The 25,896-nt window shown below is 41.8% G+C and carries 31 protein-coding genes; 12 read left to right on the top strand and 19 right to left on the bottom strand.

Annotated features, from left to right (window positions below; genetic code table 11):
* Nucleotides 1-40: 40 nt before the first annotated feature.
* Entirely contained in the window at nucleotides 41-1,726 is a 1,686-nt protein-coding gene (betA, locus tag P855_RS0103545; protein WP_028782287.1) for a choline dehydrogenase, read from the bottom strand.
* Nucleotides 1,727-1,778: 52 nt separating this feature from the next.
* On the bottom strand, nucleotides 1,779-3,245 hold the full coding sequence (betB, locus tag P855_RS0103540; RefSeq protein ID WP_028782286.1) for a betaine-aldehyde dehydrogenase: 1,467 nt from the start codon (nucleotides 3,243-3,245) through the stop codon (nucleotides 1,779-1,781).
* A 205-nt stretch (nucleotides 3,246-3,450) separates the two neighbouring features.
* Between betB and cudC the strand changes: the two genes are divergently transcribed.
* Nucleotides 3,451-4,014, top strand: a complete 564-nt coding sequence (gene cudC / locus P855_RS0103535) for a choline uptake/conversion transcriptional regulator CudC (RefSeq protein ID WP_028782285.1) — start codon at nucleotides 3,451-3,453, stop codon at nucleotides 4,012-4,014.
* Between the two features lie 65 nt (nucleotides 4,015-4,079).
* On the opposite strand, the gene P855_RS0103530 is transcribed toward cudC, so the two are convergent.
* Nucleotides 4,080-4,631, bottom strand: coding sequence for a flavodoxin family protein (locus tag P855_RS0103530; protein ID WP_028782284.1), 552 nt, complete (start codon nucleotides 4,629-4,631; stop codon nucleotides 4,080-4,082).
* Between the two features lie 136 nt (nucleotides 4,632-4,767).
* Complete coding sequence (locus tag P855_RS0103525) at nucleotides 4,768-5,343, bottom strand: cysteine hydrolase family protein (protein WP_028782283.1); 576 nt, start codon at nucleotides 5,341-5,343, stop codon at nucleotides 4,768-4,770.
* 382 nt (nucleotides 5,344-5,725) lie between these two features.
* Here P855_RS0103525 and P855_RS20400 point away from each other — a divergent pair, with 382 nt between their 5' ends.
* The gene (locus P855_RS20400) at nucleotides 5,726-6,127 is read left to right on the top strand and encodes a DoxX family protein (protein WP_051353068.1); all 402 of its coding nucleotides are present in this window, start codon (nucleotides 5,726-5,728) and stop codon (nucleotides 6,125-6,127) included.
* Between the two features lie 139 nt (nucleotides 6,128-6,266).
* Here the strand turns inward: P855_RS20400 and P855_RS0103515 are convergent, their stop codons facing one another.
* Both P855_RS0103515 and P855_RS0103510 read right to left on the bottom strand, forming a co-directional pair.
* A complete protein-coding gene (locus P855_RS0103515; RefSeq protein ID WP_028782282.1) occupies nucleotides 6,267-7,196 on the bottom strand; it encodes an alpha/beta hydrolase in 930 nt (309 codons plus the stop codon).
* Nucleotides 7,197-7,234: 38 nt separating this feature from the next.
* Nucleotides 7,235-8,854 carry a flavin-containing monooxygenase gene (locus tag P855_RS0103510; RefSeq protein WP_028782281.1) on the bottom strand — a complete coding sequence of 540 codons (1,620 nt, stop codon included), beginning with the start codon at nucleotides 8,852-8,854 and terminating at the stop codon, nucleotides 7,235-7,237.
* Between the two features lie 358 nt (nucleotides 8,855-9,212).
* On the opposite strand from P855_RS0103510, the gene P855_RS22745 reads away from it, so the two are divergent.
* The 3 genes from P855_RS22745 to P855_RS0103495 all read left to right on the top strand — a co-directional run bounded on the left by P855_RS22745 (nucleotide 9,213) and on the right by P855_RS0103495 (nucleotide 11,700).
* The gene (locus P855_RS22745; protein WP_419177258.1) at nucleotides 9,213-9,446 is read left to right on the top strand and encodes a hypothetical protein; all 234 of its coding nucleotides are present in this window, start codon (nucleotides 9,213-9,215) and stop codon (nucleotides 9,444-9,446) included.
* 144 nt (nucleotides 9,447-9,590) lie between these two features.
* A complete protein-coding gene (locus P855_RS0103500) occupies nucleotides 9,591-11,018 on the top strand; it encodes a sensor histidine kinase (protein WP_028782280.1) in 1,428 nt (475 codons plus the stop codon).
* Nucleotides 11,011-11,700 carry a response regulator transcription factor gene (locus tag P855_RS0103495; protein ID WP_028782279.1) on the top strand — a complete coding sequence of 230 codons (690 nt, stop codon included), beginning with the start codon at nucleotides 11,011-11,013 and terminating at the stop codon, nucleotides 11,698-11,700. Before P855_RS0103500 ends, P855_RS0103495 begins: the two co-directional genes overlap by 8 nt.
* Before the next feature lie 121 nt (nucleotides 11,701-11,821).
* On the opposite strand, the gene P855_RS0103490 is transcribed toward P855_RS0103495, so the two are convergent.
* From P855_RS0103490 to P855_RS0103440, 11 genes are all read right to left on the bottom strand, one after another.
* Nucleotides 11,822-12,190: a YybH family protein gene (locus P855_RS0103490; RefSeq protein WP_028782278.1), complete on the bottom strand. Its 369-nt coding sequence runs from the start codon at nucleotides 12,188-12,190 to the stop codon at nucleotides 11,822-11,824.
* 158 nt (nucleotides 12,191-12,348) lie between these two features.
* Complete coding sequence (locus P855_RS0103485) at nucleotides 12,349-12,786, bottom strand: acyl-CoA thioesterase (RefSeq protein WP_037985839.1); 438 nt, start codon at nucleotides 12,784-12,786, stop codon at nucleotides 12,349-12,351.
* Between the two features lie 306 nt (nucleotides 12,787-13,092).
* Nucleotides 13,093-13,722, bottom strand: a complete 630-nt coding sequence (locus P855_RS0103480) for a PadR family transcriptional regulator (RefSeq protein ID WP_028782276.1) — start codon at nucleotides 13,720-13,722, stop codon at nucleotides 13,093-13,095.
* 28 nt (nucleotides 13,723-13,750) lie between these two features.
* A complete protein-coding gene (locus tag P855_RS0103475) occupies nucleotides 13,751-14,416 on the bottom strand; it encodes a sulfite exporter TauE/SafE family protein (RefSeq protein WP_028782275.1) in 666 nt (221 codons plus the stop codon).
* Between the two features lie 26 nt (nucleotides 14,417-14,442).
* A complete protein-coding gene (locus P855_RS0103470; protein ID WP_028782274.1) occupies nucleotides 14,443-15,267 on the bottom strand; it encodes an urease accessory protein UreD in 825 nt (274 codons plus the stop codon).
* A complete protein-coding gene (gene ureG / locus P855_RS0103465) occupies nucleotides 15,267-15,878 on the bottom strand; it encodes an urease accessory protein UreG (protein ID WP_028782273.1) in 612 nt (203 codons plus the stop codon). Before ureG ends, P855_RS0103470 begins: the two co-directional genes overlap by 1 nt.
* Nucleotides 15,879-15,905: 27 nt before the next feature.
* A complete protein-coding gene (locus P855_RS0103460) occupies nucleotides 15,906-16,592 on the bottom strand; it encodes an urease accessory protein UreF (protein WP_028782272.1) in 687 nt (228 codons plus the stop codon).
* Entirely contained in the window at nucleotides 16,585-17,037 is a 453-nt protein-coding gene (ureE, locus tag P855_RS0103455) for an urease accessory protein UreE (RefSeq protein ID WP_028782271.1), read from the bottom strand. The genes P855_RS0103460 and ureE overlap by 8 nt, the downstream gene beginning before the upstream one ends.
* A 9-nt stretch (nucleotides 17,038-17,046) precedes the next feature.
* The gene (gene ureC / locus P855_RS0103450) at nucleotides 17,047-18,762 is read right to left on the bottom strand and encodes an urease subunit alpha (RefSeq protein ID WP_028782270.1); all 1,716 of its coding nucleotides are present in this window, start codon (nucleotides 18,760-18,762) and stop codon (nucleotides 17,047-17,049) included.
* Complete coding sequence (locus P855_RS0103445; RefSeq protein ID WP_028782269.1) at nucleotides 18,759-19,082, bottom strand: urease subunit beta; 324 nt, start codon at nucleotides 19,080-19,082, stop codon at nucleotides 18,759-18,761. The genes ureC and P855_RS0103445 overlap by 4 nt, the downstream gene beginning before the upstream one ends.
* A gap of 17 nt (nucleotides 19,083-19,099) precedes the next feature.
* Nucleotides 19,100-19,402 (bottom strand): urease subunit gamma, encoded by a 303-nt coding sequence (locus P855_RS0103440; RefSeq protein WP_028782268.1) that lies wholly within the window; start codon nucleotides 19,400-19,402, stop codon nucleotides 19,100-19,102.
* Nucleotides 19,403-19,552: 150 nt separating this feature from the next.
* Between P855_RS0103440 and P855_RS0103435 the strand changes: the two genes are divergently transcribed.
* The 3 genes from P855_RS0103435 (at nucleotide 19,553) to P855_RS0103420 (ending at nucleotide 21,543) form a co-directional block, all read left to right on the top strand.
* The gene (locus tag P855_RS0103435; RefSeq protein WP_051353067.1) at nucleotides 19,553-20,488 is read left to right on the top strand and encodes an urea transporter; all 936 of its coding nucleotides are present in this window, start codon (nucleotides 19,553-19,555) and stop codon (nucleotides 20,486-20,488) included.
* Between the two features lie 235 nt (nucleotides 20,489-20,723).
* On the top strand, nucleotides 20,724-21,035 hold the full coding sequence (locus P855_RS0103430; RefSeq protein WP_028782266.1) for a hypothetical protein: 312 nt from the start codon (nucleotides 20,724-20,726) through the stop codon (nucleotides 21,033-21,035).
* Between the two features lie 292 nt (nucleotides 21,036-21,327).
* Nucleotides 21,328-21,543 carry a hypothetical protein gene (locus tag P855_RS0103420; protein WP_028782264.1) on the top strand — a complete coding sequence of 72 codons (216 nt, stop codon included), beginning with the start codon at nucleotides 21,328-21,330 and terminating at the stop codon, nucleotides 21,541-21,543.
* 521 nt (nucleotides 21,544-22,064) lie between these two features.
* On the opposite strand, the gene P855_RS20395 is transcribed toward P855_RS0103420, so the two are convergent.
* Together P855_RS20395 and P855_RS0103405 are read right to left on the bottom strand one after the other, a co-directional pair.
* Nucleotides 22,065-22,865 carry a DUF2935 domain-containing protein gene (locus tag P855_RS20395; RefSeq protein ID WP_037985602.1) on the bottom strand — a complete coding sequence of 267 codons (801 nt, stop codon included), beginning with the start codon at nucleotides 22,863-22,865 and terminating at the stop codon, nucleotides 22,065-22,067.
* A 173-nt stretch (nucleotides 22,866-23,038) separates the two neighbouring features.
* A complete protein-coding gene (locus P855_RS0103405) occupies nucleotides 23,039-23,389 on the bottom strand; it encodes a VOC family protein (RefSeq protein ID WP_028782263.1) in 351 nt (116 codons plus the stop codon).
* A 247-nt stretch (nucleotides 23,390-23,636) separates the two neighbouring features.
* Here P855_RS0103405 and P855_RS0103400 point away from each other — a divergent pair, with 247 nt between their 5' ends.
* From P855_RS0103400 to P855_RS0103385, 4 genes are all read left to right on the top strand, one after another.
* Nucleotides 23,637-24,119: a DUF2269 family protein gene (locus P855_RS0103400; protein WP_028782262.1), complete on the top strand. Its 483-nt coding sequence runs from the start codon at nucleotides 23,637-23,639 to the stop codon at nucleotides 24,117-24,119.
* Between the two features lie 16 nt (nucleotides 24,120-24,135).
* Nucleotides 24,136-24,528 (top strand): DUF6220 domain-containing protein, encoded by a 393-nt coding sequence (locus tag P855_RS20390; RefSeq protein ID WP_051353066.1) that lies wholly within the window; start codon nucleotides 24,136-24,138, stop codon nucleotides 24,526-24,528.
* A gap of 23 nt (nucleotides 24,529-24,551) precedes the next feature.
* On the top strand, nucleotides 24,552-24,743 hold the full coding sequence (locus P855_RS0103390; RefSeq protein WP_028782261.1) for a hypothetical protein: 192 nt from the start codon (nucleotides 24,552-24,554) through the stop codon (nucleotides 24,741-24,743).
* A gap of 161 nt (nucleotides 24,744-24,904) precedes the next feature.
* Nucleotides 24,905-25,855: a nucleoside hydrolase gene (locus P855_RS0103385; RefSeq protein ID WP_028782260.1), complete on the top strand. Its 951-nt coding sequence runs from the start codon at nucleotides 24,905-24,907 to the stop codon at nucleotides 25,853-25,855.
* Nucleotides 25,856-25,896 lie beyond the last annotated feature (41 nt).

Below are 25,896 nucleotides of genomic sequence, written 5' to 3'. Positions count from 1 at the left end.
CCTGTGCAATTCAACGCTCTTTTTTTATCATCTATCATACTTAGCCGGTAACTGTACCTGCGTCTTCAGGATCCACGCCATGCCGGTAATAATCGATTTCAATCGGCTTGAGCGGGTCTTTTCCTAGAATTAAATCTGCTGCCTTCTCCGCCAGCATCAGCACCGGTGCATGGATATTTCCGTTTGTGACGTACGGCATGGCGGAGGCATCCACCACGCGGACATTATCAAGCCCGTGGACTTTCATCGTATTCGGATCGACTACTGCCATCGGGTCAGACTCTGGTCCCATTTTAGCCGTGCAGGATGGATGAAGTGCCGTCTCTGCGTCTTTTGCCACCCAATCCAAAATTTCTTCATCTGTTTGTACAGATGGTCCAGGGGAAATTTCTCCTGAATTGTATGGTTTCATGGCTGGCTGCGCCATTATCTCTCTGGAAACCCGGATCGCTTCCACCCATTCACGTTTATCCTGTTCGGTCGACAGGTAGTTATAGACCATACTCGGGTGCTCTTTCGGGTTGTTCGAACGGATCTTCAAAGAACCACGGGCATCGGAGTACATCGGTCCGACGTGGACCTGGAATCCGTGTTCCGTTTCCGCTTTTTGCCCATCGTACCGTACCGCTACTGGCAGGAAGTGGAACATCAGGTTAGGATAGTCGACAGTCTCATTGGAACGGACAAATCCTCCCCCTTCGAAATGGTTGGTAGCTGCCGGGCCTTTCCGTCCTAAAATCCACTGCAAGCCAATCCAGGGCATGCGCGTTTTTTTCAGGTTAGGCTGCTCGGACACCGGTTGTGGGCAGGAATACTGGATATAGGTTTCAAGATGATCCTGCAGGTTCTCCCCTACCCCTGGCAGGTTCACTTTCGGCTCCACGCCCACAGAGCGCAGGTGTTCCGGGTCACCTACACCGGATAACTGAAGCAGCTGTGGCGTATTGATAGCGCCGCCTGCAAGGATCACTTCACCCGCGGTCACATGATGCATCTTGCCGTTCCGCTGATAGGTCACACCATCTGCCCGATTCCCATTAATGTCGATATCTTTCACGAACGCACGAGTTTTTATGGTAAGATTTTTCCGATGCTTAACCGGATGCAAATAGGCACGGGATGCGGACATACGTCGCCCCTTGTATACGTGCTTATCGAACGGTCCGAACCCTTCCTGACGATAACCATTGACATCCGGTGTCCGGGAATAGCCAGCTTCTACAGCGGCGTCAAAGAAAGCCTGGAATAAAGGATTCTTTGCCGGCCCGCGCTCTAATTTAATCGGACCATCATGCCCACGGTACTCATCATCGGAATCCGCTGCCAACGCATTTTCCAGGCGTTTAAAATAAGGAAGACAATGGGCAAAATCCCACGTTTCCATTCCGGAATCGGCGCCCCAGCGTTCATAGTCCTTGGGATTACCGCGCTGATAAATCATGCCGTTGATGGAACTCGAACCACCGAGCACCTTTCCCCTGGCATGCTTGATGCGCCGCCCCTCCATATAAGGTTCAGGATCAGATTCGTATTTCCAGTCGTACAAGCTTTTCCCTGATGGGAATGGTAAGGCAGCCGGCATTTGAATTAACAGATCCCACGAAAAATCACTGCGTCCTGCCTCGAGGATAAGCACGCTGTGATTGCCATCTTCACTAAGGCGGTTGCCAAGTACAGAACCTGCACTGCCCCCACCGATAATTACATAATCATATCTTTCACTCATCTTACAAACCTCCTTGAAATTCACCAAACACGCTCATTTATTTCTAAAACAATTATTTAAACCAATTTATCGGCTCCGGTTTGAGATTCCGATACACATGTTTCGTTTCTGTGTACTCTTCTAATCCAGGCTTGCCTAACTCACGTCCAATTCCGGACTGTTTATATCCACCCCACGGCGCCTGCGCAAAATAGGGGTGAAAGTCGTTGATCCAAACGGTCCCCATGCGTAATTGGGCAGCCACACGTTCGGCCTTACCCACGTCCGACGTCCAGACAGCACCGGCAAGACCATAGATCGTATCGTTCGCAAGGCGCACGGCTTGTTCTTCATTTTCAAACCGTTCGACTGTCAAAACGGGACCGAAAACCTCTTCCTGGACGATCGTCATATCAGAACGGCAATCGGTCAGAATCGTCGGCAAATAGAAAAAGCCATCTTGAAGTTCAGGATCTTCCGGACGGGAGCCGCCAACTAACACAGTAGCTCCTTCCTCTTTACCGACCTCCACGTATTTTTCCACTTTAGCCCGGTGCTCTGCAGAAATTAACGGCCCGGACTCTGTATCCTCATCAAATCCGTTGCCAAGTTTAATTCTTTTCGTTCTTTCTGCCAGTGCTTCGACAAAGCGGTCATGAAGCGAATCTTCCACGAGTAACCTGGCTCCTGCCGAACAAACCTGACCGGCATGGAAGAACGCTGCATTCAACGCCTGGTCAACAGCTGTATCAAAATCAGCATCCGAAAATACGATATTCGGATTTTTTCCGCCAAGCTCTAGCGCAATCTTTTTCACATTGCCGCTTGCTGCCTGCATAATTTTCTTGCCTGTCACAATGCCGCCGGTAAAGGAAATAAGGTCGACGTCATGGCTGACAGCCAGTTCATTACCAACAGACGCTCCTTCACCGAGAACCAGGTTGACGACACCATTCGGAAAACCAGCTTCTTCCATTAACTCCGTCACCTTTACTGTCGTCAGTGGGGTGATTTCACTCGGTTTCATCACGATGGTATTGCCAGCTGCAAGCGCGGGAGCAATTTTCCAGGCCGCTTGTAACAAGGGATAATTCCATGGTGTGATTTGCCCGCACACGCCAACTGGTTCACGAACAACCTTACTTTGACTGTTCGGGATTGGAGATTCGATTATTTCTCCGCCGTCCTTATCAGCCAGCCCGGCGAAATAACGGAAAACCTCTGCAATATCGTCCATATCGGCACGACTTTCTTCGATGGTTTTTCCGGTATCAAGCGATTCTAACTCTGACAGCTCTTCCCTGTCTCTTTCTATCAATCTGGCAATCTCGAGTACTTTTTTTCCTCGTTCAGAAGCAGGGGTATGACTCCATTCCCCATGATCGAAAGCTTCCCGGGCCGCAGCGATTGCCAGTTTCGTATCCTCTGCGTCCCCTTCCGCTGCTGTAGCGATAACTTCCTGATTGAATGGGTTGATGATTTCCCTCGTTTTTCCGGAACGGGCTTCCGTCCAAGCCCCATTAATGAACATTTTTTTCATGCCCTTCACTCCTTATATTTATTTTATTAAATTTATTTTTAACATATTTAACACAATTAATAGTAGCATACTCGATTTTCGTTGTAAACTAGCACTCATTTTCTCTTTTGACATTCTTTAAAGTTGCGTTATAGTAAATATTAAAGTAGTTAAATTCATATTTAACTTATTGAATAGTACGAAACCTATGAAGAGAGGGATTGTATTGGAAGAAAATCAGAAGAACTCAGAAGAATTGCTGGAACAGGCAGAACGCGCGGTCATTAACTCAATCGCCGAAACCATGGACCTTTACGGCGTAACCCCATCCATCGGCAGACTATACGCGACCCTGTACTTCAAGCATGATCCCCAGACCCTTGATGATATGAAAGATGAACTTGGCATGAGCAAACCAAGTATGAGCACCGCCGTCCGCAAATTACAAGACATCGATATTGTAAAGAAAGTCTGGAAAAAAGGAACACGGAAAGACCTGTTTTTGGCTGAGAAAAATTTCTTTCATTATTTTTCCCAGTTCTTCGGGGATAAGTGGGAAAGAGAAGCCAAATTAAACCTGACCGCCATCAATTATGCGGAAGAGAAATTGAAAGAAATACTCGAGGATGAAGATGCAGAAGAAAAAGTAAAACAGCGGGCAGAACAAGACTTAAAGCAGCTCGCGGAATACAGGAGTTACTGCCATTGGCTGGAGCAGCTGGCCCAATCCATTGACTCCGGAGAAATCTTTGAATTTCTCCCGATTGAAAAAACGAACCCGGAAGAATAAAAAAAGTGCCTGACCCCCAGCACGCTAAAGCATTAGCGCAACGGGGGCCAGGCACGTCACAAGCCTCAAGCTCTTCTCTTTATCAATTCTCCTAACTTCTGTGCATCCTCCAAAGCTGCCTTATCGTTAAGAATCTCTTTAGGTTTTCCACCCTCCCCCAGGAGATAACCTTTATAATTCAATCCGATAAATTCGCAGATATACCTGAACTGTTGGACAAGCGGGAGACCTTTCACACGGGGCTCATCTCCACCGACCGCAACAATATAGGCTTGTTTCTTACTCATTTGTTCTTTAAAATCCGGGTATTTTTCATCTCTCACCGTCTGCGACCAGCGATCGATAAAGCGTTTCATGACACTGCTCATGCCATACCAATATATCGGGGTAGCAAAAATTAAAACCTCACAATCAATGATTTGGTCAATGATTTGATTGTACTCATCATCCACGGGAGAAAATCCATTTTCATCATGCCTTTGATCAATAATGTCTTGGTAACGATACCTTTTAAGGTCAATTCTGACGACCTCCGGTAAATTTTTAACGACTTCTTCTGTTAACAGCTCTGTATTTCCGTTTTCTCTCGTACTTCCATATATTACGCCAACCTTCATTTGAATCACCTCATATGTATCATTAATTTTTTTGGAACAGCCAGTAATCAAACCATACTATAACTATGTGGTAAGGTACATAAAAAATGCCTCCCCCATGACTAGGTATGCCATGAGAAAGGATAATAATTGTCTATTATATTTTTTCAGCTCGTTCATCAATAGTTACAACTTTGGCACCGAGCACATTTTCAAAATGACCAAGCGCCCACTTATGGCCTTCTTCATTAAAACTGGCAACAGCAGGCTCGTAAACAACGATGGAATATCCTAAGTTGTAAGCATCCATAGCTGTGTGAAGCACACAAATATCCGTGCAGACACCTGTAAGGTGAATTTCCTTGATTCCTCTTTCTTTTAAATAAAGGTCAAGGTCTGTACCGGCAAACGCACTATATCGTGTTTTATCCATCCACCTTACATGATCCAGGAAGTTGTTTTCCTCATAATATCCCTGAAGCGAACCATACAGCTTCCTGCCATCTGTCCCTTCAATATTATGGGGAGGAAAAAGTTTGTGCTCCGGATGATACTGATCGTTCTTGTGATGAAGATCCACCGCAAAAACGACCGGTTCTTTGTCTTCTACCCATTGTTTCACTAGCGTTTGTAAGTCATGTTCAATGTCCTGCCCCGGCTTTCCACACGTTAACGCGCCATCGTCTGCCACAAAATCATTGGTATAATCAACCACAAGTAAACACCTGTTCATCTAAAAGCCCCCTCTCAGATATAATTTTACACATGTATGTATATATGTAAAGACATATTTAACCCGCAAAAAAAGACGCAAACACCAATGTGTTTGCGTCCCTGCTCATGTTGGAAAGTTATTTTACCAAACGCCAGGGGGCGGGCTTTTGGTAAGCAGCTTGTACTGCATTTTCATTCTAACAAAAAAATTGTTTAAAACCTCTAATGTAATCAAAAGGAAATGAAATTTACACATTTCTTCCATACTTTTAAGGATAAGTGGCAGGCACCTTCATAAAATCTTAATTGTGTTTTTTGAAAGTTCAGCAATTCAGAAGAAACTTTACACATTTATAAATGATAATCTTTATAACGTAGTAAACGAAAGGAGGAAAGAAAACATGAAAAAACTTTCCATTGCTTATTGGATTTCCACAGGTCTTCTGACAGCATTAATGCTCTTTAGTGGTATAACTAATATTCTATCTCACCCCGATGCCATCACACTATTCGACCACTTAGGTTACCCTGCCTACCTTATCCCATTTCTCGGAGTTGCCAAATTACTGGGTGTGATTGCGATATTGGTACCTGGTTTTCCTCGAATTACAGAATGGGCATACGCCGGCTTTGCGATTGATCTCACAGGAGCGATGTATTCGACTTTTTCTGTGGGAGATCCCGTAAGTTCTTTCTTAATCTTTTACATTCTATTGTTCGGTTCCTACTTCTTCTACCATAAAAAACAACAGTTCGATACTACGAGTGATAAGGCGATCATTAACAGCAAATTACCTGTCTGATCAAAATAAAATAGTAGAAAAACTAAAGAACGATGCCTGATCCTCATCATGCTAGAGAATTAATGGAGTTGGGTTAGACACCTTCATTAAAAGAAAAAAACACTTCCACCACAAGAAGTGTTTTTCTTCTATTCTAATATTATTTTTCAAAAGCCCGCTTCAATGCAGAAGAAGCCTGGTCGATACATTGCTTCCCTTGCTCCAATACACCAGGCATCCAGAAGAAACCATGAATCATTCCCTCATAACACTTCGCTTCCACCGCCACACCAGCTTCATTCAATCGCCTGGCGTAAGCCTGTCCTTCATCACGCAATGGATCATATTCTGCAGTAACGACCAGTGCCGGAGGAAGTCCATTCAGGTTCTCGGCAAGTAAAGGCGATGCATACGGATGTTTCCCATCCGATTCCGTGCGTAAATAGTGGTCCCAGAACCATTCCATTGAATCTTTGGTAAGCAGGTAGCCATCAGCGTTATCTTTGTAAGATTTGGTTTCATAGGAATGATGAGTAACCGGGTAAATCAATAATTGATAGGCTAACGGGAAATCTCCTCTGTCGCGTGCCATCAAGGCGACAACAGCAGCGAGGTTTCCACCGGCACTATCTCCGCCAACCGCTACACGATTACTGTCCACGTCAATCGATGCACCATGCTCAACCGCCCATTTTGCTACAGCATAGGCATCATCAGCGGCAGCAGGGAATTTATGCTCCGGTGCCAATCGATAATCTACCGAAATAACAACACAATTACTTTGGTTGGCAAGCAGTCGACACGGAACATCAACCGTATCCAAATCACCGATTACCCATCCGCCGCCATGATAAAAAACCAGTGCCGGAAACGGCCCTTCCCCTTCCGGTGTATAAATACGGACTGGAATATCTCCTGCTGCACTCGGTACCGTACGATTTTCCACCTTCGCTACTTCCACCGGCTCACCTGCAAGAGGAGAAAAATCTGTAGAAGCCCTCGCTTCTTCTGGAGTCAACTCGTGCATCGGCGGGTCACCCGCCGCTTCCATTTGTTCTAACAGAAACTTTGCTTGCGGATCAAGAACCATAAGACAGCCCCCCTATTTTCATTTGATAAAGCTTTTAATTAAACCTGCTTAAACGAAAACCCTTTATATCCATTCACTGCTACGTCGTCACAAATCTCCCTGTAAGCACCATAACCCCCAACATAAATAGGAAATCCGCGTGCTTTCCCTGAAATGTTCGCTCCGGTATACCAGGAATCCGTCTTCGTATAAAGTGTCGCATCGGCAAGTTCTTTGCAGTGAGCGCTCCACTCCTCTTCTGCCTGGCTTTCTGCTTCCATGACATCTACTTGATTGTCTCGCAAGTGATTGATACAATCAGAGACCCACTCGACATGCTGTTCAATGGTCGCCGGCATATTACCTAAAACCGAAGGGCTTTCCGGCCCTGTCAGCATGAACATATTCGGGAATCCAGCCGTCGTCAGCCCAAGGTATGTTCTCGTTTTGGCCCCGTTTTCCCACTTTTCTTTTAAGGAAACCCCATCCTTGCCGCGGATATCGATTTTGAAGAGCGAACCAGTCATGCCATCAAACCCCGTTGCAAATACGAGTGCATCCAGTCCATACTCATTATCAGTTGTACGGATCCCTTTCGGAGTAATCGCTTCGATTGGAGAAGCTTTTACATCTACTAATCGGACATTGTCCCGGTTATACGTCTCAAAATAGTCGGTATCAACGATGGCCCGTTTCGTTCCATAAAAATGGTCAGGCGTGAGTTTCTTCGCTGTTTCCGGATCATCAACGATTTCCTGTATTTTTTCACGAATGAATTCGGCAACAAGTTCATTTCCTTCTTCATTAGCGAGAAGGTCGTTATACGTAAATAAGATTTCCCAGCCGCCTTTTTCCCAGCCTTCCTGTAACTTTTGCCGCCGGACTTCCGGGGGATCATCGAGGACAGATTGCTCCCCAAACTCGAACCGTAATCCAGCTACCGTTTCCTTCATCTGTCTTCTGATCTCACTGTACTTATTCTTTACCTCCTCCACGAACTCCTTCGTGTATGTATGGTTCTGTGCTGGAACGCTGTATTGAGGAGTTCGCTGGAAGACAGTCAGGTGAGCTGCTTCTTTGGCAATGACAGGGATGGACTGGATGCCACTGGAGCCTGTCCCGATAACGCCGACACGCTTCCCTGTGAAATCGACTTTTTCATGGGGCCAATGTCCCGTATGATAGGCTTGTCCTTCAAAATCATTAAGCCCCGGTATGTTCGGTACGTTGGCCGAAGAGATGCAGCCTACCCCGGTAATAAAGTATTTCGCCGAAACAGTTTCACCTGTATCGGTTTTCACCTGCCACCTGTTAGCTGCTTCATCGTAAACCGCCGACGTTACCCGCGTATTGAACGTGATATCCGGTTTCAATTCAAACTTGTCCGCCACATAATTCAAATAGCGCAGAATTTCCGGCTGCTCCGGATACCTGGACGACCAGGACCATTCCTTGAAAAGCTCTTCCGAGAAAGTGTAATTATAATAAACACTCTCCGAATCACACCGCGCTCCAGGGTACCGGTTCCAATACCACACCCCGCCGACACCATCAGCCGCTTCAAAGACACGAGTTGAAAAACCTGCTTCGCGAAGACGATACAGCATGTACAAACCAGAAAAGCCGGCACCAAGTACCACAGCATCCACCTGGTTTTGAGGGTCTTGTGAATATACCATTCGATTCCTCCTTTATATACTCCTCTATCAAATACCAAAAAGAAGAGTTTCTGAGAAAAAATATATGAAAGGAGAATCTACTTTAGAACATTAATATTGTATACATGATAGTACCCTTTCGGATTAGCTCAGGGGAGACAGGCAATCACAATACTCTTTCTTTATGGCTTCAATACTAAATTTTTAGGCAAAAGACCCTTATCGGGCCATCGATTAAGAAATAATTAAGATTTACTTTAGAGGGAGTTTATAATTTTAGTTTATGTTTGAACTGACGCTAAAAAAATATAATAAAAAGGAGGATGTATGGATGAACACAGAAACGTCGGTACTTATCATTGGTGGTTGATTAAGTGGATTGTCAGCAGCCTCAAATGCCATTGGTATGGGAGGAGCAGTACTCATACGCCCGGATGGTTTTATTGCCTGGAGGTCAAATCGCATGATCGAACATCCAGCTGAACATATCCCTAAGGTATTTAATCGATTATTATTTGTACATTATTTTGGAGCTTACCTGAAAATAACCAATTTAATAAGCTTACTGAGGAACTTACTTAAAAGCCTGAGAGCCTCCTTTTTTAAATACTAAATACATCAAAACCTCTTTTCCCCTGCTCACAGGCTCATTGATAATGAGCAGGACCATTTTTTTTGAGTGTTTTATAAAATGCTGGAACTCTATTAATATAAGCAATATATAGTAAAAATAATTATTTTACGAAGGAGAATATGAATGTCGATTCGCAGACGTCTTTTTTTCTCAAATGCAGCGATGGTTCTGTTTCCGTTGGTCATCATCTTTATCATCATTATCCTGTTGAATATTATCCTGGGCGGGAACCAGCACTTCAGGGGCTGGGGACCACAGGGAACACAGGCTCCCGATGTATTCAACAACCTGGTAAGAATAGCTTCCCTGGAACAAGACAAGCTATATGACCAGGAATACATGGATAGCATATCGAATCAGATAAACAAGCCCACATTAGATTTCTTTGTCCTTAAAAATCAGGAAGTTTTGTACCATACAGATGATACCCTTCCAAAAGAAGCATTACCCACCTTCGGGAAGGAAGGCTATGATCCTGTAGCCTGGCTGGATGGGCAGAGATATGCTGTTCAGCAACACGACTTTTATTTTGACGATGGCAGTAAAGGGTCTATTTTACTACTCAATAATGAAGGATCATTTGTTGATTCTGCCCGAGCCTTATTCCCAATTATCTTTGTCAGCTTAATTCTTCTATTGGTCATCACGAATGTACTGCTCTCTTACTTTACCTCTAAAAGTATTTTGCAGCCCATCAAGCAACTGTCCGAAGCCTCAGCTAAAATCAAGCAGGGTTCGTTGGACTTTTCCATGAAGCCAACAAGTAAAGATGAATTAGGACAGCTCGTGCAATCCTTCGATGAGATGCGGGAGCAGCTGAAGAAATCCCTTGAAATGCGGGACCGGTACGAAAACAATCGAAAAAAATTAATCGCGAACATTTCCCATGATTTAAAAACACCGATGACTTCCATATTGGGTTACGTGGAAGGAATCCAGGTCGGAGTTGCAGACACCCCTGATAAACAAAGGCGTTATCTTGACATCATTTCCACCAAGGCACATTACATGAACCGATTGATTGAAGAATTATTCCTTTATTCCAAACTCGATTTGAACAAGTTGCCTTTTCATTTTGAAAATGTAAACATAAATGAGTTCATGCAGGATTATCTTGATGACATGCAGGGCAGCCTGGAAGAATGTCACATGCAAGTAACTTTAGCGACAGACAACATTGATTCACCTGTACGGGTAGATCGGGATAAACTGGTTCGTGTGTTAGAAAATATCATCTCCAATAGCTTAAAGCACATGGATAATGATCATAAATTGCAGTTTGCCATTAAGGATCATCACAAAGAAATTGAAATCACATTAACGGATAGTGGGACTGGCGTTCCAGAGGATAAATTACAAAACATTTTTTCAAGCTTCTATCAAGGGGAGTCGTCACGACATAAGGGCGGGAGCGGACTTGGCCTATCGATCGCAGCCCAAATCATCGAAGCACACGGCGGAAGTATCTGGGCAGAAAACGTCCCGGATGGCGGGCTCCGTATTCATTTTACCCTGCAAAAATCTAATGAATCAGGTGATTGGTATGAGTAGAAAGATTTTGATAATCGAGGATGACCAGACCATTGCAGAATTAGAAAGAGACTTTCTGGAAATAGAGAACTATGAAGTCACGATCATATCGGATGGAAAAGACACACAGGAGACACTCCGAAACAGCCATTACGATCTAATATTATTGGATATCATGCTGCCTTCGATCAACGGATTCGAGTTATGCAAAGAGATCCGCCAGGAAACCGACATTCCGATTCTGATGGTAACAGCCAAACACGAGGACATGGATAAAGTACGGGGATTTGGGCTAGGGGCTGACGACTTTATCGTCAAACCCTTCAGCCCTACGGAATTGGTAGCCAGGGTTAAAGCCCACCTGGCCAGATATGAACGATTAGTACAGCACGAGCAGACGCCGGTTGTACTTCATAAAGGCGGTTTAGAAATCAATACTTCCTCGAGACAGGTATTTGTCGATGGAAAAGAACTACCCTTTACTACAAAAGAGTTCGACTTGCTGCACTTTATGGCTGTCCATCCCAACCAGGTATTTTCAAAAGAACACCTGTTTGAAAAGATATGGGGGTTGGATGCCATGGGAGACAATTCGACGGTTACGGTCCATATAAAAAAGATCCGAAAGAAAATCGAAAAAGACAGCACAGATCCCCAATATATTATGACTGTATGGGGCTCAGGTTATCGATTTAACGAATAAGGCCCTTAGGGCATAAAGTCCATGTATTCCCCTTTAATCGATCAAACAAAAGATCACCTCAAGAAAGTATATTACTCTTTATACTTAAGGATTTTATGCCCGCGATTGTGGAACCTGCGTCTTAGTCTAGAGCACTCAAATGCTCATGAACAACTTTCCAACCCTGGCCATCTTTTTCAAATACATTTGTTCCTCTTCCTTGACGTTCCTTTAGTATACCGTCTATCTTTCCTTCCCACTGAAATTTGTAGATACATACTGCAACGGTATCGCTGTTACTTATCCAAGTTATATGATGTACATGATAATCTTCATCACATATATGAGCCCACGTTTTGTCAAAATATTTTTTCAGATTTTCATGCCCATAGACAATTTCATCAGAAAAGTAATATACAGCTTCTTCACTTATAAATTCAGCTACATTTAAATCATGCGTGTTTGTCGCTTCCACTAACATCTTCAATGCTTGTTGTGGAGTGGATGCCACCTCGAAAGCCCTCCCCTTTTAAATAATCTTTAGTTAAGTCTAAGAACGTATTCTTCTACCTCTTCCCCACGTGCGTTAGAAAACCCACTGTCTACCCCAGTTATTATAACTGCTTTAGCATGCTTAAGGTCATGCACATCAATTAATACTTATTTGTATTAATTCTCTTTTTTCAAATCAACCAAATAGTGCGCTAACTTTTCGCTTGTTTCAGCTGATAATGGTTGGGATTTCCTTGTGTTTTCATCCATTTGTACGATTACCGTTTCTGCAGTTCCAGCAAGATTCCCATTCTGAAAAAGTCCTTGAAATAAAGAAAAGGAACTGTTCCCGATTCTTGTAATAGCAGTTCCTATTTCGACCGTTCCAGGCCATTGTATTTCAGATACTAAATCCAGCTTCAGGTTCGCGATGACAAATGACGCGTTCCCATCATGCAGCGGTTCTTTTGCATAGAGAAATTCAGTTCTTCCCGTTTCCAAAAACGTGGAAAAAAGAGCATTATTCACATGGCCCTGACGGTCTGTATCCCGATACCTGATCTTGTCATAGGACTTTAACGGAAAATCTTGATAATCTGGTTTCACCTGTTCCATCATTATCTCTCCTTCATTGATACCCGAATCCATCGGGACCTCTTTTTCCATCACCCGCTGGATATGTTTTTACTGGTCAGCCAATATCAATAGGTTTAACATGAATAACCAAACAGAACATCCAGCTTCTATTAATAGATTTAATAAATACCTTTTTCGACACAAATAGGGTGAAATCCTCCAAAAACACAGTGTTGGACATGTGGTACATAGTAAAGGAGAATAAAAAAAGCAGGATAGTTACCTTCATAAAGTAACCATCCCGCTTTTACTTTTTGTAGTAAAATACTCAGATTAGTTTTGTAATTAAAAAATCACTTGTAATAATTGGGGTAAAAATAACATCTCACTTATTAAAGCTTCCATGTAACCTAGACTAATCGGTACAGGTAAAAGAAATTTGATACTCTTGGTTACGAAATCACGAACCCAGTGACACCAATTAATTTCTTCTTTTAACAACCTTACCTTTCGCTCCAGGAGCATATACCGCCCAAATTCTTTAGTTTGGTCAATATCATGATGGAGGTCTTTTTCGATTTCGCCCATGTTTTCCATCAGACGATTAATTTTCTCTTTTCCAAAAGTAATTCTGTCCTTAATTAACGATTCAGCTTGTTCGGGCTCCAATAAACGAATGGCATATATTTTCACCAGAAATTCATCTTTAATCGCCGGATCATTGAAAGGTATACTGGCCCATTCTTTCAGTTCACTAAGGCCCTTCTCTGTTGTTTCAAATATTTTTTTATTAGGTCTGCCCGATTGTTGTACCAATTCATAATCTACATATCCCCCTTTACTAAGCTTAGTCAAGGCAGGATAGATTTGGCTATGCTTCGCTGGCCAAAGGACTTCTAAGTGTTTTACAAGTTCATAACCGGAACATGCCTTTCTGGCAAGTACGCTAAGTATTGAGTATTGAAGTGTATTCATCTTGACCCCCCATTTTGATTAAGAAGGACTAGGATATCCAGAGAGCAAACAGCCCTTCCGTAATACCTAGATTATACATGTAATATACACCAAATAAAAAACTCAATGCACCAGCCCCGACTGTAAGAGAGTGGTTAAGATTGATTTGTTTGGAGCTATATACAAACGGCAATCCAATGATGGTAGTAAACAATAGCATGCCTGCAATAGTCCCACCGCCAAAAATCAAAATATATAATGCTCCCTGCCAAATGCTTTGTACCGTGCCCATCGTAAGTAATACCATAGCTGCACTTCCAGCTAATCCATGAACGAAGCCTATAAAAGATGATTTAATATATAATTTTTCTTTCTTATCGTGCTTATGATTCTCACCATTATCATCCTTATTTTTTTCTTTTCCGATCAGCATGTTCTTAATCCCCAAATATACCAGCATGATACCTACTAAGAACTCTAATGACAGGGCCATTCCAGAGGGTATGCCCTGTTTTAGGGTTATGAATAACATCCCTACAAGAAAAATCGTCGCTGTATGACCAATCCCCCAAAACACACCAGCCAGGGTAGAATGCCATAATTTTTTACTTCGGGTGGCGATGGTGGTTACCGCAACTATATGGTCGGGTTCTATTGCATGTTTTAAACCCATAAGGAAACCTAATACTAAACTTGGAAGAAATGTCTGCCACATCAATGTTCCCCCTTTTCATTAAAACCTTAATACTTTCTAAGGAAAACTACATCTTTTTGAAGCAATTCTTTTCGAATAGTCTGGTGAATATAATTAAAAACTTCTTCTATTGTTTGCGTATCATGGGATAGAATACGGACAGAGAAACCTGGAATCACCAGGGATGATATACCCATTTTGTATTTTTGATCATCTTCACTATAGTGCTCCTTGATTCTTTCCATAAATTCTTTACTTACCTGGTCACAAATTACAATCATAGAGCCTACATGCGTGAATCCTTCCATCAAGCCAATCCCGCCTATATCTTGTGAATTTGGCTTTAATCTCAGATGATCAAATACTACTCTTCTCCCATTCATGAAGATTTGATTTTTAACCTGAATATTATCATAGCTGAATAAGGAACCATCTGGAGACCATCCAGGAGTTAAGATATCGGAATAGATCAGTGTAGCTCCAGATTCCATATGAATATTGTTATGCTGGATATAATCAGCGCTTCGATAAGCAATGATCGGATCTGGGACATATTCAAGGGTGCTGTCTTTACCCATAGATATATTAGTTTCTTGTATAACCGATTGGTTCGGCGTTTTATAGACTTTGGTCGCTGCCTGGGTCGTCAATAACAGCTCGGCTTTTTCTTCTAAATTCAAATCCATACGATAACGATCGCCGTCCAGATATCCTCCGCCAGGATTCAAAATAAAATAACAGGGTTGTCCAGAGTCATCAAAATATTTGGGGCGCATTAATTTAAATGCGCCCTGAAAATAAATATCTTTAGGAATAGATTTACCCTTCTTATTTTCTATTTTCAATTGCAAATTTCCAGTCCAAGTATTCATTAGCTCAACCCTACCAGCAAAGCATTTTCCTTAATCCATTCAACGACCTGGTCAACCCCACTATTATTTTTTAAGTTAGTGAAAAAGAACGGTTTGTTTTTTCGGAAAGTTTTCGCATCCGATGCCATGATATCAAGATCCGCCCCAACATATGGAGCCAGGTCTGTTTTATTAATAATAAACAGATCGGATTTGATCATTCCCTGCCCGCCTTTGCGAGGGATTTTCTCCCCCTGGGCGACATCAATGATATAAATAGAAAAGTCAACTAATTCAGGACTGAATGTAGCTGCCAGGTTATCTCCGCCACTTTCCACAAAAAACAACTCTATATCCTGGTGCTGTTCATTCAGTTCATTAATGGCGGTTTGATTCATCGATATATCTTCTCTGATAGCGGTGTGGGGACACCCGCCGGTTTCTACTCCTTTGATCCTGTCCTTCGGTAAAACCCCGGTATTGACAAGTATTTTTTCATCTTCTTTGGTATAAATATCATTGGTCACTACCGCAAGACTATATTCCTCTCGTAATTGTTCTGTCAGCTTTTCGATAAGAGCTGTTTTACCAGCCCCTACTGGTCCGCCGATTCCGATAGTAATAGGTTTCATTCTGCTCACTTCTTTCCTTGAAATTGTTTATGACATAAATATCCGTATATTTAAATGTTCATGATTCATTTGAGCAACTTCCAAGCCAGGTGCTGTAATTCCGAAATCGTCAATCGATAACTCTTCAATTTTACGGACAGCACCAATCAGATGGTTTTGGAAGTCGTGTAAGATTTGTTGTCCATCAGACTGGCCAATCGGAATGCCTCGTACCGCATTCTGAACTAAATTCGAAATACTGGCATATAAAAAGGAAATTACAGTGGTTTCTTTAGGAACATTTAATCCATAAGCTATCATCGTAAATACGATGGCGGGATGCCCATAGACTTCTTTATTCCTTATTTTTTCCCTGTACGTGTAAAGAATGGGAAAATCGTATAAAGGTATGGTGGTTTTAAGAAAACGATCTCCCATCTTCATGTTTGCATCCCTGGTTTCAGATGGTAAGCTTTGGACGGTTATTAAGGAGTCCAATTCCCAAATAGTTTCTAAATCATCACGTTTTAAAGCCTCATAGACAAGAGAACTCGTTATGCCCTCGGTATAGAGAAGCTGTTCTTCTAAATAAGCTTCCAACCAGGATGAAAACGAGTTTTTGTCAAACACGGCATCATCCTGAATATAGGTTTCCAGACCGAAAGAGTGACTGAATGCTCCAGTAGGAAAATTGGAATCACACAATTGCATTAAATTAAGAAACTGTCTATCCATGGCTATGCCCTACATGGCGGAACGCTTGTCCCACTTTTCTCTTTTTGCGTGTGAAGGGAATACCCTGTGAGGATAACAGTTCTTCCACTAAATAATCGTATTGGACTATCATGGAATCTTCCTCAAATTGCGCAGGCAGGTGGCGATTCCCTAACTGATGGGCGATGTCGCCCATTTCTTTTAAACTTCGAGGAAGTATTACCAGCAGCTCTTCTGGCAGTACATCGATGACAATCAAGTTATCATCATCCTGGTATAAGACATCACCTACATGCAATTCCTGGTTGTCTTTTAACCTTATTCCAATTTCCCGGTTGTGATCAGTCGTCACTCTTTGAATTCGTTTTAAAAGATCACTGCTTTCAAGATAAACTTTTTCTATATGGTAGTCTTCTAATTTATTCTCCATATCTTTAACGTTAGTAATTATATTTTCAATGACCATCATTTCACCTCAGAACAAGAAATAGCGTTGTGCCATAGGAACTTCGTTAACAGCTTCACACGTTAGCAGCTCTCCATTGACATGGACTTGATAAGTCTGCGGATCCACAGTTATTTCCGGAGTTTCCGAGTTTAGTTTCATATCTTTCTTTGATAAGTTTCTGATTCCATGAACAGGCTTGATTGTTTTTTCCAATCCGAGCTTATTTCCGATGTCTGATTGATAAGCTGCTTTGGATACAAAAGTGAATGAGCTGTTAGGTAAAGCTTTCCCATAGGAACCGAACATCGGACGGTAAATGACAGGTTGAGGCGTTGGAATCGAAGCATTTGAATCTCCCATTAAGCTATTAACTACCATCCCGCTTTTTAGTACCATGTCTGGTTTTACCCCGAAAAATTGAGTATCCCACAGCACAAGATCTGCCGCTTTCCCAACTTCAATGGAACCCACATATTCTGAAACACCATGCGTGATGGCAGGGTTGATTGTGTATTTGGCAACATAACGTTTTACACGGGTGTTATCTCCTGCCCCTTCATCACCTTTCAGATTTCCTCTTTGCTTTTTCATTTTATCTGCAGTCTGCCAGGTACGAATGATAACCTCGCCGATCCTCCCCATGGCCTGGGCGTCCGAACTTGTCATACTGAAAATACCTAAATCATGCAGAATATCTTCTGCAGCGATTGTTTCCGGGCGAATTCGCGAATCTGCAAATGCTACATCCTCAGGAATATCAGCACTTAAATGGTGGCATACCATTAACATATCCAAATGTTCATCTACTGTGTTAACCGTATAAGGAAGGGTTGGATTTGTAGATGAAGGAAGTACATTTGAATAACTGGCTGTTTTGATAATATCAGGTGCGTGACCACCACCTGCTCCTTCTGTATGGTACGTATGGATGACTCTGTCTTTAAAAGAAGAAACCGTGTTTTCGACAAATCCACCTTCATTTAAAGTGTCTGTATGAAGGGCTACCTGTACATCATATTCATCTGCTACTTGCAAGGAATGATCGATAGCGGAATAAGTAGCACCCCAGTCTTCATGCACTTTCAGACCAATGGCTCCTGCCTGAATTTGTTCTGCCAGTGGTTCCGTCGTACCTGCCTGCCCTTTACCAAGGAAGCCAATATTAATTGGCAATGCATCGGCAGCCTCCAGCATGCGATGGATGTTCCATGCTCCTGGTGTGACCGTAGTAGCCTTGGAGCCTTCCGCGGGACCAGTACCTCCACCGAATAACGTAGTAAGCCCGGATGTTAAGGCTGTTTCTACTTGGTCTGGATTGATAAAATGCACGTGTGAGTCGATACCGCCAGCTGTGATAATTTTACCTTCGCCGGCAATCACTTCTGTAGCGGCACCGATTACAATATCAATGTCATTCATAATAAGCGGATTCCCAGCTTTTCCAATACCGGAAATGTTGCCATCTCTTATACCGATGTCCGCTTTGTAAATCCCTGTATAATCTACAATGACTACACTGGTGATGACTACATCCGCTACTTTGGGATTGTCCCTTTTAGCTAATGGATGCATACCCATCCCTTCGCGAATAACTTTTCCTCCGCCAAAGACCACTTCATCTCCGTAATCTGTATAATCTTTTTCTATTTCAATGAATAACTCAGTATCTGCTAAACGAATTGCGTCTCCAGTTGTTGGTCCGTACATATCAGCATATTGCTTACGTGACATTCGAAAGCTCATTCATTTCCCCTCCCTTGTAGTGAACCATCCGTTTTATTGTTCAATCCATAAATCTGTCGGTCACCTACAAATTCGACCAGTTCGACTTCTTTTTTATCACCTGGTTCAAAGCGGACCGCTGAGCCAGCCGGAACGTTTAAACGGTAGCCGAGGGCATCATCCCGATTAAATTCAAGGCCTTCATTAGTTTCAAAAAAGTGAAAGTGCGACCCTACCTGAATCGGACGATCACCAGTATTGATCACGGAAAGTTTTTTTGTATCTTTCCCGGCGTTACACAGAATCTCATCCTTTTTCAGCAAAAATTCTCCTGGCTGCATAAGTCATTCCCTCCTCATTATTTAATAGGGTTATGGACGGTAACCAACTTGACTCCATCCTGAAAAGTAGCTTCGACTTGTACGTCACTAATCATGGATGGGACTCCTTCCAGAACGTCTTCCTCTGAAAGGATTTTCGTACCATATTCCATTAACTGAGCGACTGTTTTGCCATCTCTTGCGCCTTCCAGAATCTCGTGGGTAATTAGAGAAACTGCTTCCGGGTGATTTAATTTCAACCCTCTTTCTTTACGCTTTCTAGCTAAATCTGCCGCCACAACAATCATTAGTTTTTCTTGCTCCCTTGGCAGTAAGTGCATGATTTACCCTCCCATTATTAAAAGAATTATAGTCAAAAAATAACTAGTCTTATTGAATCCTTACTTGAAAAATTATATCATTATTTATATATTTATCAAGTTACATATATAAATTTTTATATATAGATTTTTCAAAAAGGGAGTGACCATATGCAAAATAAAACTAGTAAAAGCGTTATTAGTTGGTGCATGTACGTTATCAATCTATCGATGAAAGGAGTATCCCAGGTAGTTTTGATTGAAAATGCGGTAACGGGGATAATCATTCTTACAGGAATTACCGTAGCCTCGTTTTCATTAGGTGTTATTGCATTTATATCTGCAATGTTAGGAACATTGATAGGGCTGTATGGGGGAGCTGAAGATAGTGCAAAAAGCGGTTTGTTCGGGTTTAACTCTGTGTTAGCCGGATTATCTTTATTTCTTTTTCTCGAGGTACCAAATAAGTGGTCCATAGCACTCATCGGGGCCGTATTGGCAGCTGTATTCACTGCTGGAATCATGCATATTCTGGGTACATTTGAAATACCAGCATTGACCTTCCCTTTTATTATGGTTACCTGGATGTTTTTACTCGCTGGTTATCAGTTTACTTCGCTGACCTTGAGTAAAGATTTAGTCCCACAGGATCTATCCAGCTGGAAAATAGCAACAACGGATAATCCATCCCTGGTTAATGGGATAATAAGAGGAGTGGGACAGGTTTTCTTTCAGGACTTTTTTTGGACCGGTATTATAATCATCATCGGAATTTTTTGGGCTGGCTGGAAATTCGGGGTTTACACGATACTTGGAACAACACTGGCTTCATGGGCCGCTTACACCATGGGAGCTGATATCCATACGCTTAATTTAGGGCTTTATGGTTACAATGCTGTGTTAACTGTTATAGCTGTTTCCCTTGTTTTTGATGAAAAAAGGAAGCTTGCACCTGTTACCGGAATTATTGGAGCAATCCTATCAGTACCCGTCACCGCCGCAGTCCACACGGTTCTCATACCATATGGATTGCCAGTTCTTACCTTGCCTTTTGTGTTGACCACTTGGACACTCCTGGCTGCGAGAAAAGTCACCATTAAACTTTAAGAATGTCTTCAGTATAATAAAGAACAATTTCCAAAGAACCAAACAGTGGATAAATATAAGTTGAGTGAGCAAAAACCTTAAATACATGCCATGTTAAGAAAAGACCACTTCCAGCACAGGAAAGTGGTCTTTTCTTCGCTTTGTTTATAAAAATTTCATAAACAGTACATCGTCTATTTATACCTGCCTGGTACATTTATACCTGAGGAAAATTGAAGGGAGTGAAACTGCCAGTGTGAGAGTATCGAAGAATACGAAAAGAGGCTTCGTAACCGGGCACCTTCTTTTTGCAGCAATCATGTTTGGGACGACCATAACGTTGATTTTGTTAAGTGGAGGAGCTTCAGTAACCAATGAAGTACGGGTTATGCAGCGGAATTATGAAGATATGCACTTAATCTCTATCACCATCTTAAGAGGCTCGACATTTGCCACCATCATCACCGGTATACTGCTGTCTATGATGACTGTATGGGGCTTCTTCAAATTTTACTGGATTATTGCTAAAGAAGTCTTATCTATTATTCTTTTTGCAGTCAATATTTAGGGGATGTCTGCCTGGACAAACCGGGCGTTGCTGCAAATCAACAATACACAGGATGCCATTTATCCCGCAGCGTTACAAATGGATATTTGGATTGGTCTAACGATTCAATTGGTCTCCCCTTATCCTAATTTATGTATTATCCGTTTACAAACCTTGGGGGAAGAAAAAATAAAGAGATTCATCAGAGTAAGCACCTTAACCTTCGCTTCCGCCCCTTTAGAAGTCGTTGGTAACGGTAATGACGGAAATTAACTTCGTTCGTGCTTAGAAAAATAGAGAGGAGTGATTTGTGATGTATTGGGGACATTTTCCTCCCTTTGGTTTCTTTTTCTTCTTATTATTTATTGGTATGTTCATCACTATGATAATCATTTGGAAGCGAAGCTGTAAAAGAGAAGACCATTCCGTTGATCATGCTGTTGGTATTCTGGATCGCCGCCTTGCAAGTGGAGACATTACCATTGACCAGTATAACGAGATTTTAACCATATTAAAAAAAGATAAATAGTCGTCGGGTGCCTGACTCCCACCGCGTTAATACTTTAACATGTTGGGGGTCAGGCAATTTCAATTACAGTTTTCAAATCATTTACAATCATGTTAAATTATCCCCATACTGAAGCTTTTTATCGTGTTATGTGGTAAAACATAAATTAAAGAAGGCTGAATTGAAGAAAGGGGTAACCGAATGTATATTATTGTCCGTATAAATAATGGTACAACGGAAACCTTGAAAAAATCAAACAGGCCTGTGAAGAAAACCTTCAACGATTATTCTTCCGCACAGATGCTTGCACAGAAGCTGAACTCAAATACACATAAAAGAATGCAATGGGTTGTAAAACGAAAGTAAGCAGGTTTATACCTGCTTACTTGCCGACTACTTTTGAACAAATTCCAAGCACATAATCCATCTCATACTGTTCCTTTCTCCCATATCCATTAGAAAAATCGTCCTATCGCCAACTCCTTATGACGACTTTCCTTTCGTATTTAAAAAAAGTCACCTGATCAGGTGATAGAGGGCAGTTATCTTCCTTTTTTTGTCCCTGATAGGTGAGAATCGAATAAATCTATAATTTCTAAGAATCTCTCCGCTTCTCTAAATGTGTGGTCGGCCAGCAGCGGATGTATATTACTCTTAATACGACAAGCCTCTATCAACTCTCTGGCTGTCTTCTTAAAATCCCTTAATGAAACAACCGATACCCTGTTCTGATCCAGAAACTGATCCAAGAGTGGGACAGTTTCAGATTGGGGACGCATCGAATCTAAATCAATGGCCTGAAAAACCAATTGATCAAAATCATGACTGAACTCCCTTGCCTGGTCCACCAGTTTCCTTTCAGACGGATCTAAGAGGTGACCTATAAACTTGGCATGGTCGGCCATTATCTTGAGAAAGAATAAATTTTCCTGAATGATGGTATCAGGCTCAGGTGCCGGCTTTCCCTCATTAAGATCTTTTAGCCGGTTGGCAAAGTAAGCAGCCTCTCTGCTGATATGATCCACTAATAATGGATAGTTATTACTCCTTATTTCACAGCGCAACGTTAAACCTAAAACTTTTCTCTTATAACCCCAAATGGCAACAGCTGCTTGATAAACTTCATTATTGAAGGATTTAACTTGCTGGATATCCGAGTTTACATTAAACCTTGCCAACTTCTCCTCTATCCGCTCAAAAAGAGTAATAAACTGTTGAGCCTCAGCAATCAATTGCGTTTGTTCATAAGTAAATCCCAAGCTTAGAAATAAAGCATGTTCCTTCATGATCCTGGACCAAAATTTGATTTCATCCAACGATCTCTCGACAATCGGATCACCCATGATGCCACCTCCTTTTTAAAAACATCTCCACCCATACTTATGTAATAAGGATTCCAGCTATTCCTATGACTTTTCCATCAATCGCCCCTTATCTTAAGACTGCATATTTTGGTATAGTAGTGTCATTTGATTTTTACTTTATCTTTAAATTCAGTCTTCATGTGCCTGGTTCATTATAGATGAGTTAAAATATTGACTAGTTTCCCGAACGGATCTTTAACATAAAAACGACGAACCCCCCACGGTTCTGTAGTTGGTCCATATACAATTGGAACGCCAGCATCTTTTATACGAGTAAGAACTTCGTCCAGGTTATCAACTTCAATTGACAAATCAGGTACTGGTGTGCCAGATCCTCCCTCAGATAAGAAACTGATTTGAGTAGTCATTTTCTCATTACATCCATAGGTTGCAATAAACCCAAGATCCATTAATTGCTCAAGTCCTAGTATTTTCCCGTAGAAGTGTTTTGCTTTGGAAGTATCCTGCGTTTCAATATTTGCAACAATTCGCTTGACTTTCATTTCTACACCTCCATGGTATGTTGAAGTTTTGTTTTCAAGTTACTCCACAAACTTGCCCTTATAAAGAATAACTTCAGGATTATTGCACCATAAACCTTCATAAAATTCAGAAAAAAAGATACACGGTAATCCAATTTATCGTACTGACCCATTTGTTAAGAAAAGTTTTATAAACAGGACATCGTCTATTTAAACCTTCCTGGTAGATTTAAACCTGAGAAATATAGAAAGGAGTGAAACAGCCAGTGTGAAATTATCGAAGAATACGAAAAAAGGCGTCGTAACCGTTCACCTTCTTTTCGCGGCAATCATGTTCGGGGCTACCATAACGTTGATTTTGTTGAGTGGAGGTACTACAGCAACTGATGATACACAGGTTGTTCAACGGAATTATGAGGTGATGCACCTGCTCTCTACCACCATCCTAAGAGGCTCGACATTTGCCACCATCATCACCGGTATACTGCTGTCTTTGATGACTACCTGGGGTCTATTCAAGTTTTACTGGATTATTGCCAAAGAAGTCTTATCTCTTATTCTGTTCGCAGTTAATATTTGGGGGATGTCTGCCTGGACAAACCGGGCATTGCAGCAAGCCAATAACATACAGGACGCCATTTATCCGGCAGCCTTACAATTGGATATTTGGATTGGACTTACGATTCAATTAGTCTCCCTTATCCTTATTTATGTTTTATCTGTCTACAAACCGTGGGGGAAGAAAAAATGAGGAGGTTGATCACTGTATGGAGAACTCCGTTCGAACCAGAACTCGAATGATTCAAGGGATGTTTGCGTTGCTGGCTATGCTGTTTTTTGTATGTATTCTCATTCAAGTCCTGTTAGCAGGTGCGGCTTTATTCGTAGAGCATAGCATGTGGGAAACGCACTCTACTTTTATCCATGTGTTTGAGTTTATTCCGCTGCTCCTTTTCATCCTGTCTTTCTTTAGCGGAATTCCAAAATGGTTAAGGTGGCAGTCAGCAGGTTTATACATCATGATCGTGCTGCAGTATATCACCATAACTATCGCTGCTCCCCTGCCATATTTAGCTGTCCTGCACCCTGTTATTGCGTTAATCCTATTTTGGAGGTCATTGGTCACGGTAATAACGGCAGTTAAGTTCGTTCGTGCTTAAAAAATAGAAAGGAGTGATTTGCGATGTATTGGGGACATTTTCCTCCCTTTGGTTTCTTTTTCTTCTTATTGTTTATTGGTATGTTCATCACTATGATAATCATATGGAAGCGAAGCTGTAAAAGAGAAGATCATTCAGCTGATCATGCTGTTGGGATTCTTGATCGCCGCCTTGCAAGTGGAGACATTACCATTTTGACCAATATAACGAGATAGTAACCATATTAAAAAAAGATAAATAGTCATCTGGTGCCTGACTCCCAATAGCGGCATGGGGATCAGGCATCTATTTTCGTACACGACTTAGGATACAGGTTGTTATATAAGAACGAATTCACTCATAGAATAACTTGTCTATAGTTATAGGGGGGAGTTACATGTATAATGTTTTACTGTTCTGCGACCCAGGAATTGATGATTCATTAGCAATCATGTATGCACTTTTAAACCCTGAAATAAATGTGGTTGGTATCGTCTCAAGTTATGGCAACGTTCCTCAAGAACAGGCAACAGAGAACGTAGCATATCTCTTACAGCTGGCGGGAAGGGATGATATTCCTATCATCGCCGGAGCAAGAAGTCCCCTTAGTGGTGAAATAGCTGTATTCTATCCTGAAATCCATGGAGAAGAGGGGTTAGGCCCAATCCGTCCTCCAGAGACAATTCAACATGAGGTAGTAAATTTCGATGAGATATTTACTATCATCGATAAATACAAGAATAATCTGGTTATCGTAGATGTAGGCAGGTCTACATCGCTTGCAATTGCTTATTTATTAGGCGGAGAAGAGTATTTACATAAGGTGAAGGCAGTTTATTGTATGGGAGGCGCCTTTTTAGTACCAGGCAACGTGACGCCAGTTGCCGAAGCTAACTTTCATGGCGATGCGATAGCGGCCAATCTTGTTTTAAATAAGTTACGAAATGTGTTTATTACTCCACTGAACGTTACGAATTACGCAATCATTACACCTGAAACCATTCGACAGATCACCTCCCAGCCTTTTAATCCTTTCACTCCACTTATTAAACCAATTTTTGATTATTACACTGCTGCTTATAAAAAATTAGACCCCAGTCTCGCTGGCAGTCCATTGCATGATGTATTTACAATATTTGCTTTAGCCAATCCCGCACAAGTCCAATATAATAATCGCGAGGCTTCTGTATCCATTGAGTTTGACAATACAAAAGGAGTAAGTTTTGCAGATTTTAGAGCAAGATCAAGCGAACAAGTGACAGAAAATACAGACCATATTGCAATATCGTTCAACTACGAGGCATTTGTAAAAGATTTTATCAATGTAATGACTACTCGAAAGAGGTGAGCAATAATAAAATCCTTCTGTGTTAGTAATTAATAAAGGAA

It is taken from the genome of Thalassobacillus devorans MSP14 (assembly GCF_000496835.1).
Classification (GTDB): Bacteria; Bacillota; Bacilli; order Bacillales; family Halobacillaceae; genus Thalassobacillus; species Thalassobacillus devorans_B.
The sequence above is the reverse complement of the archived record's forward strand: the minus strand, read 5'-3'. Positions and strand labels throughout refer to the sequence as shown.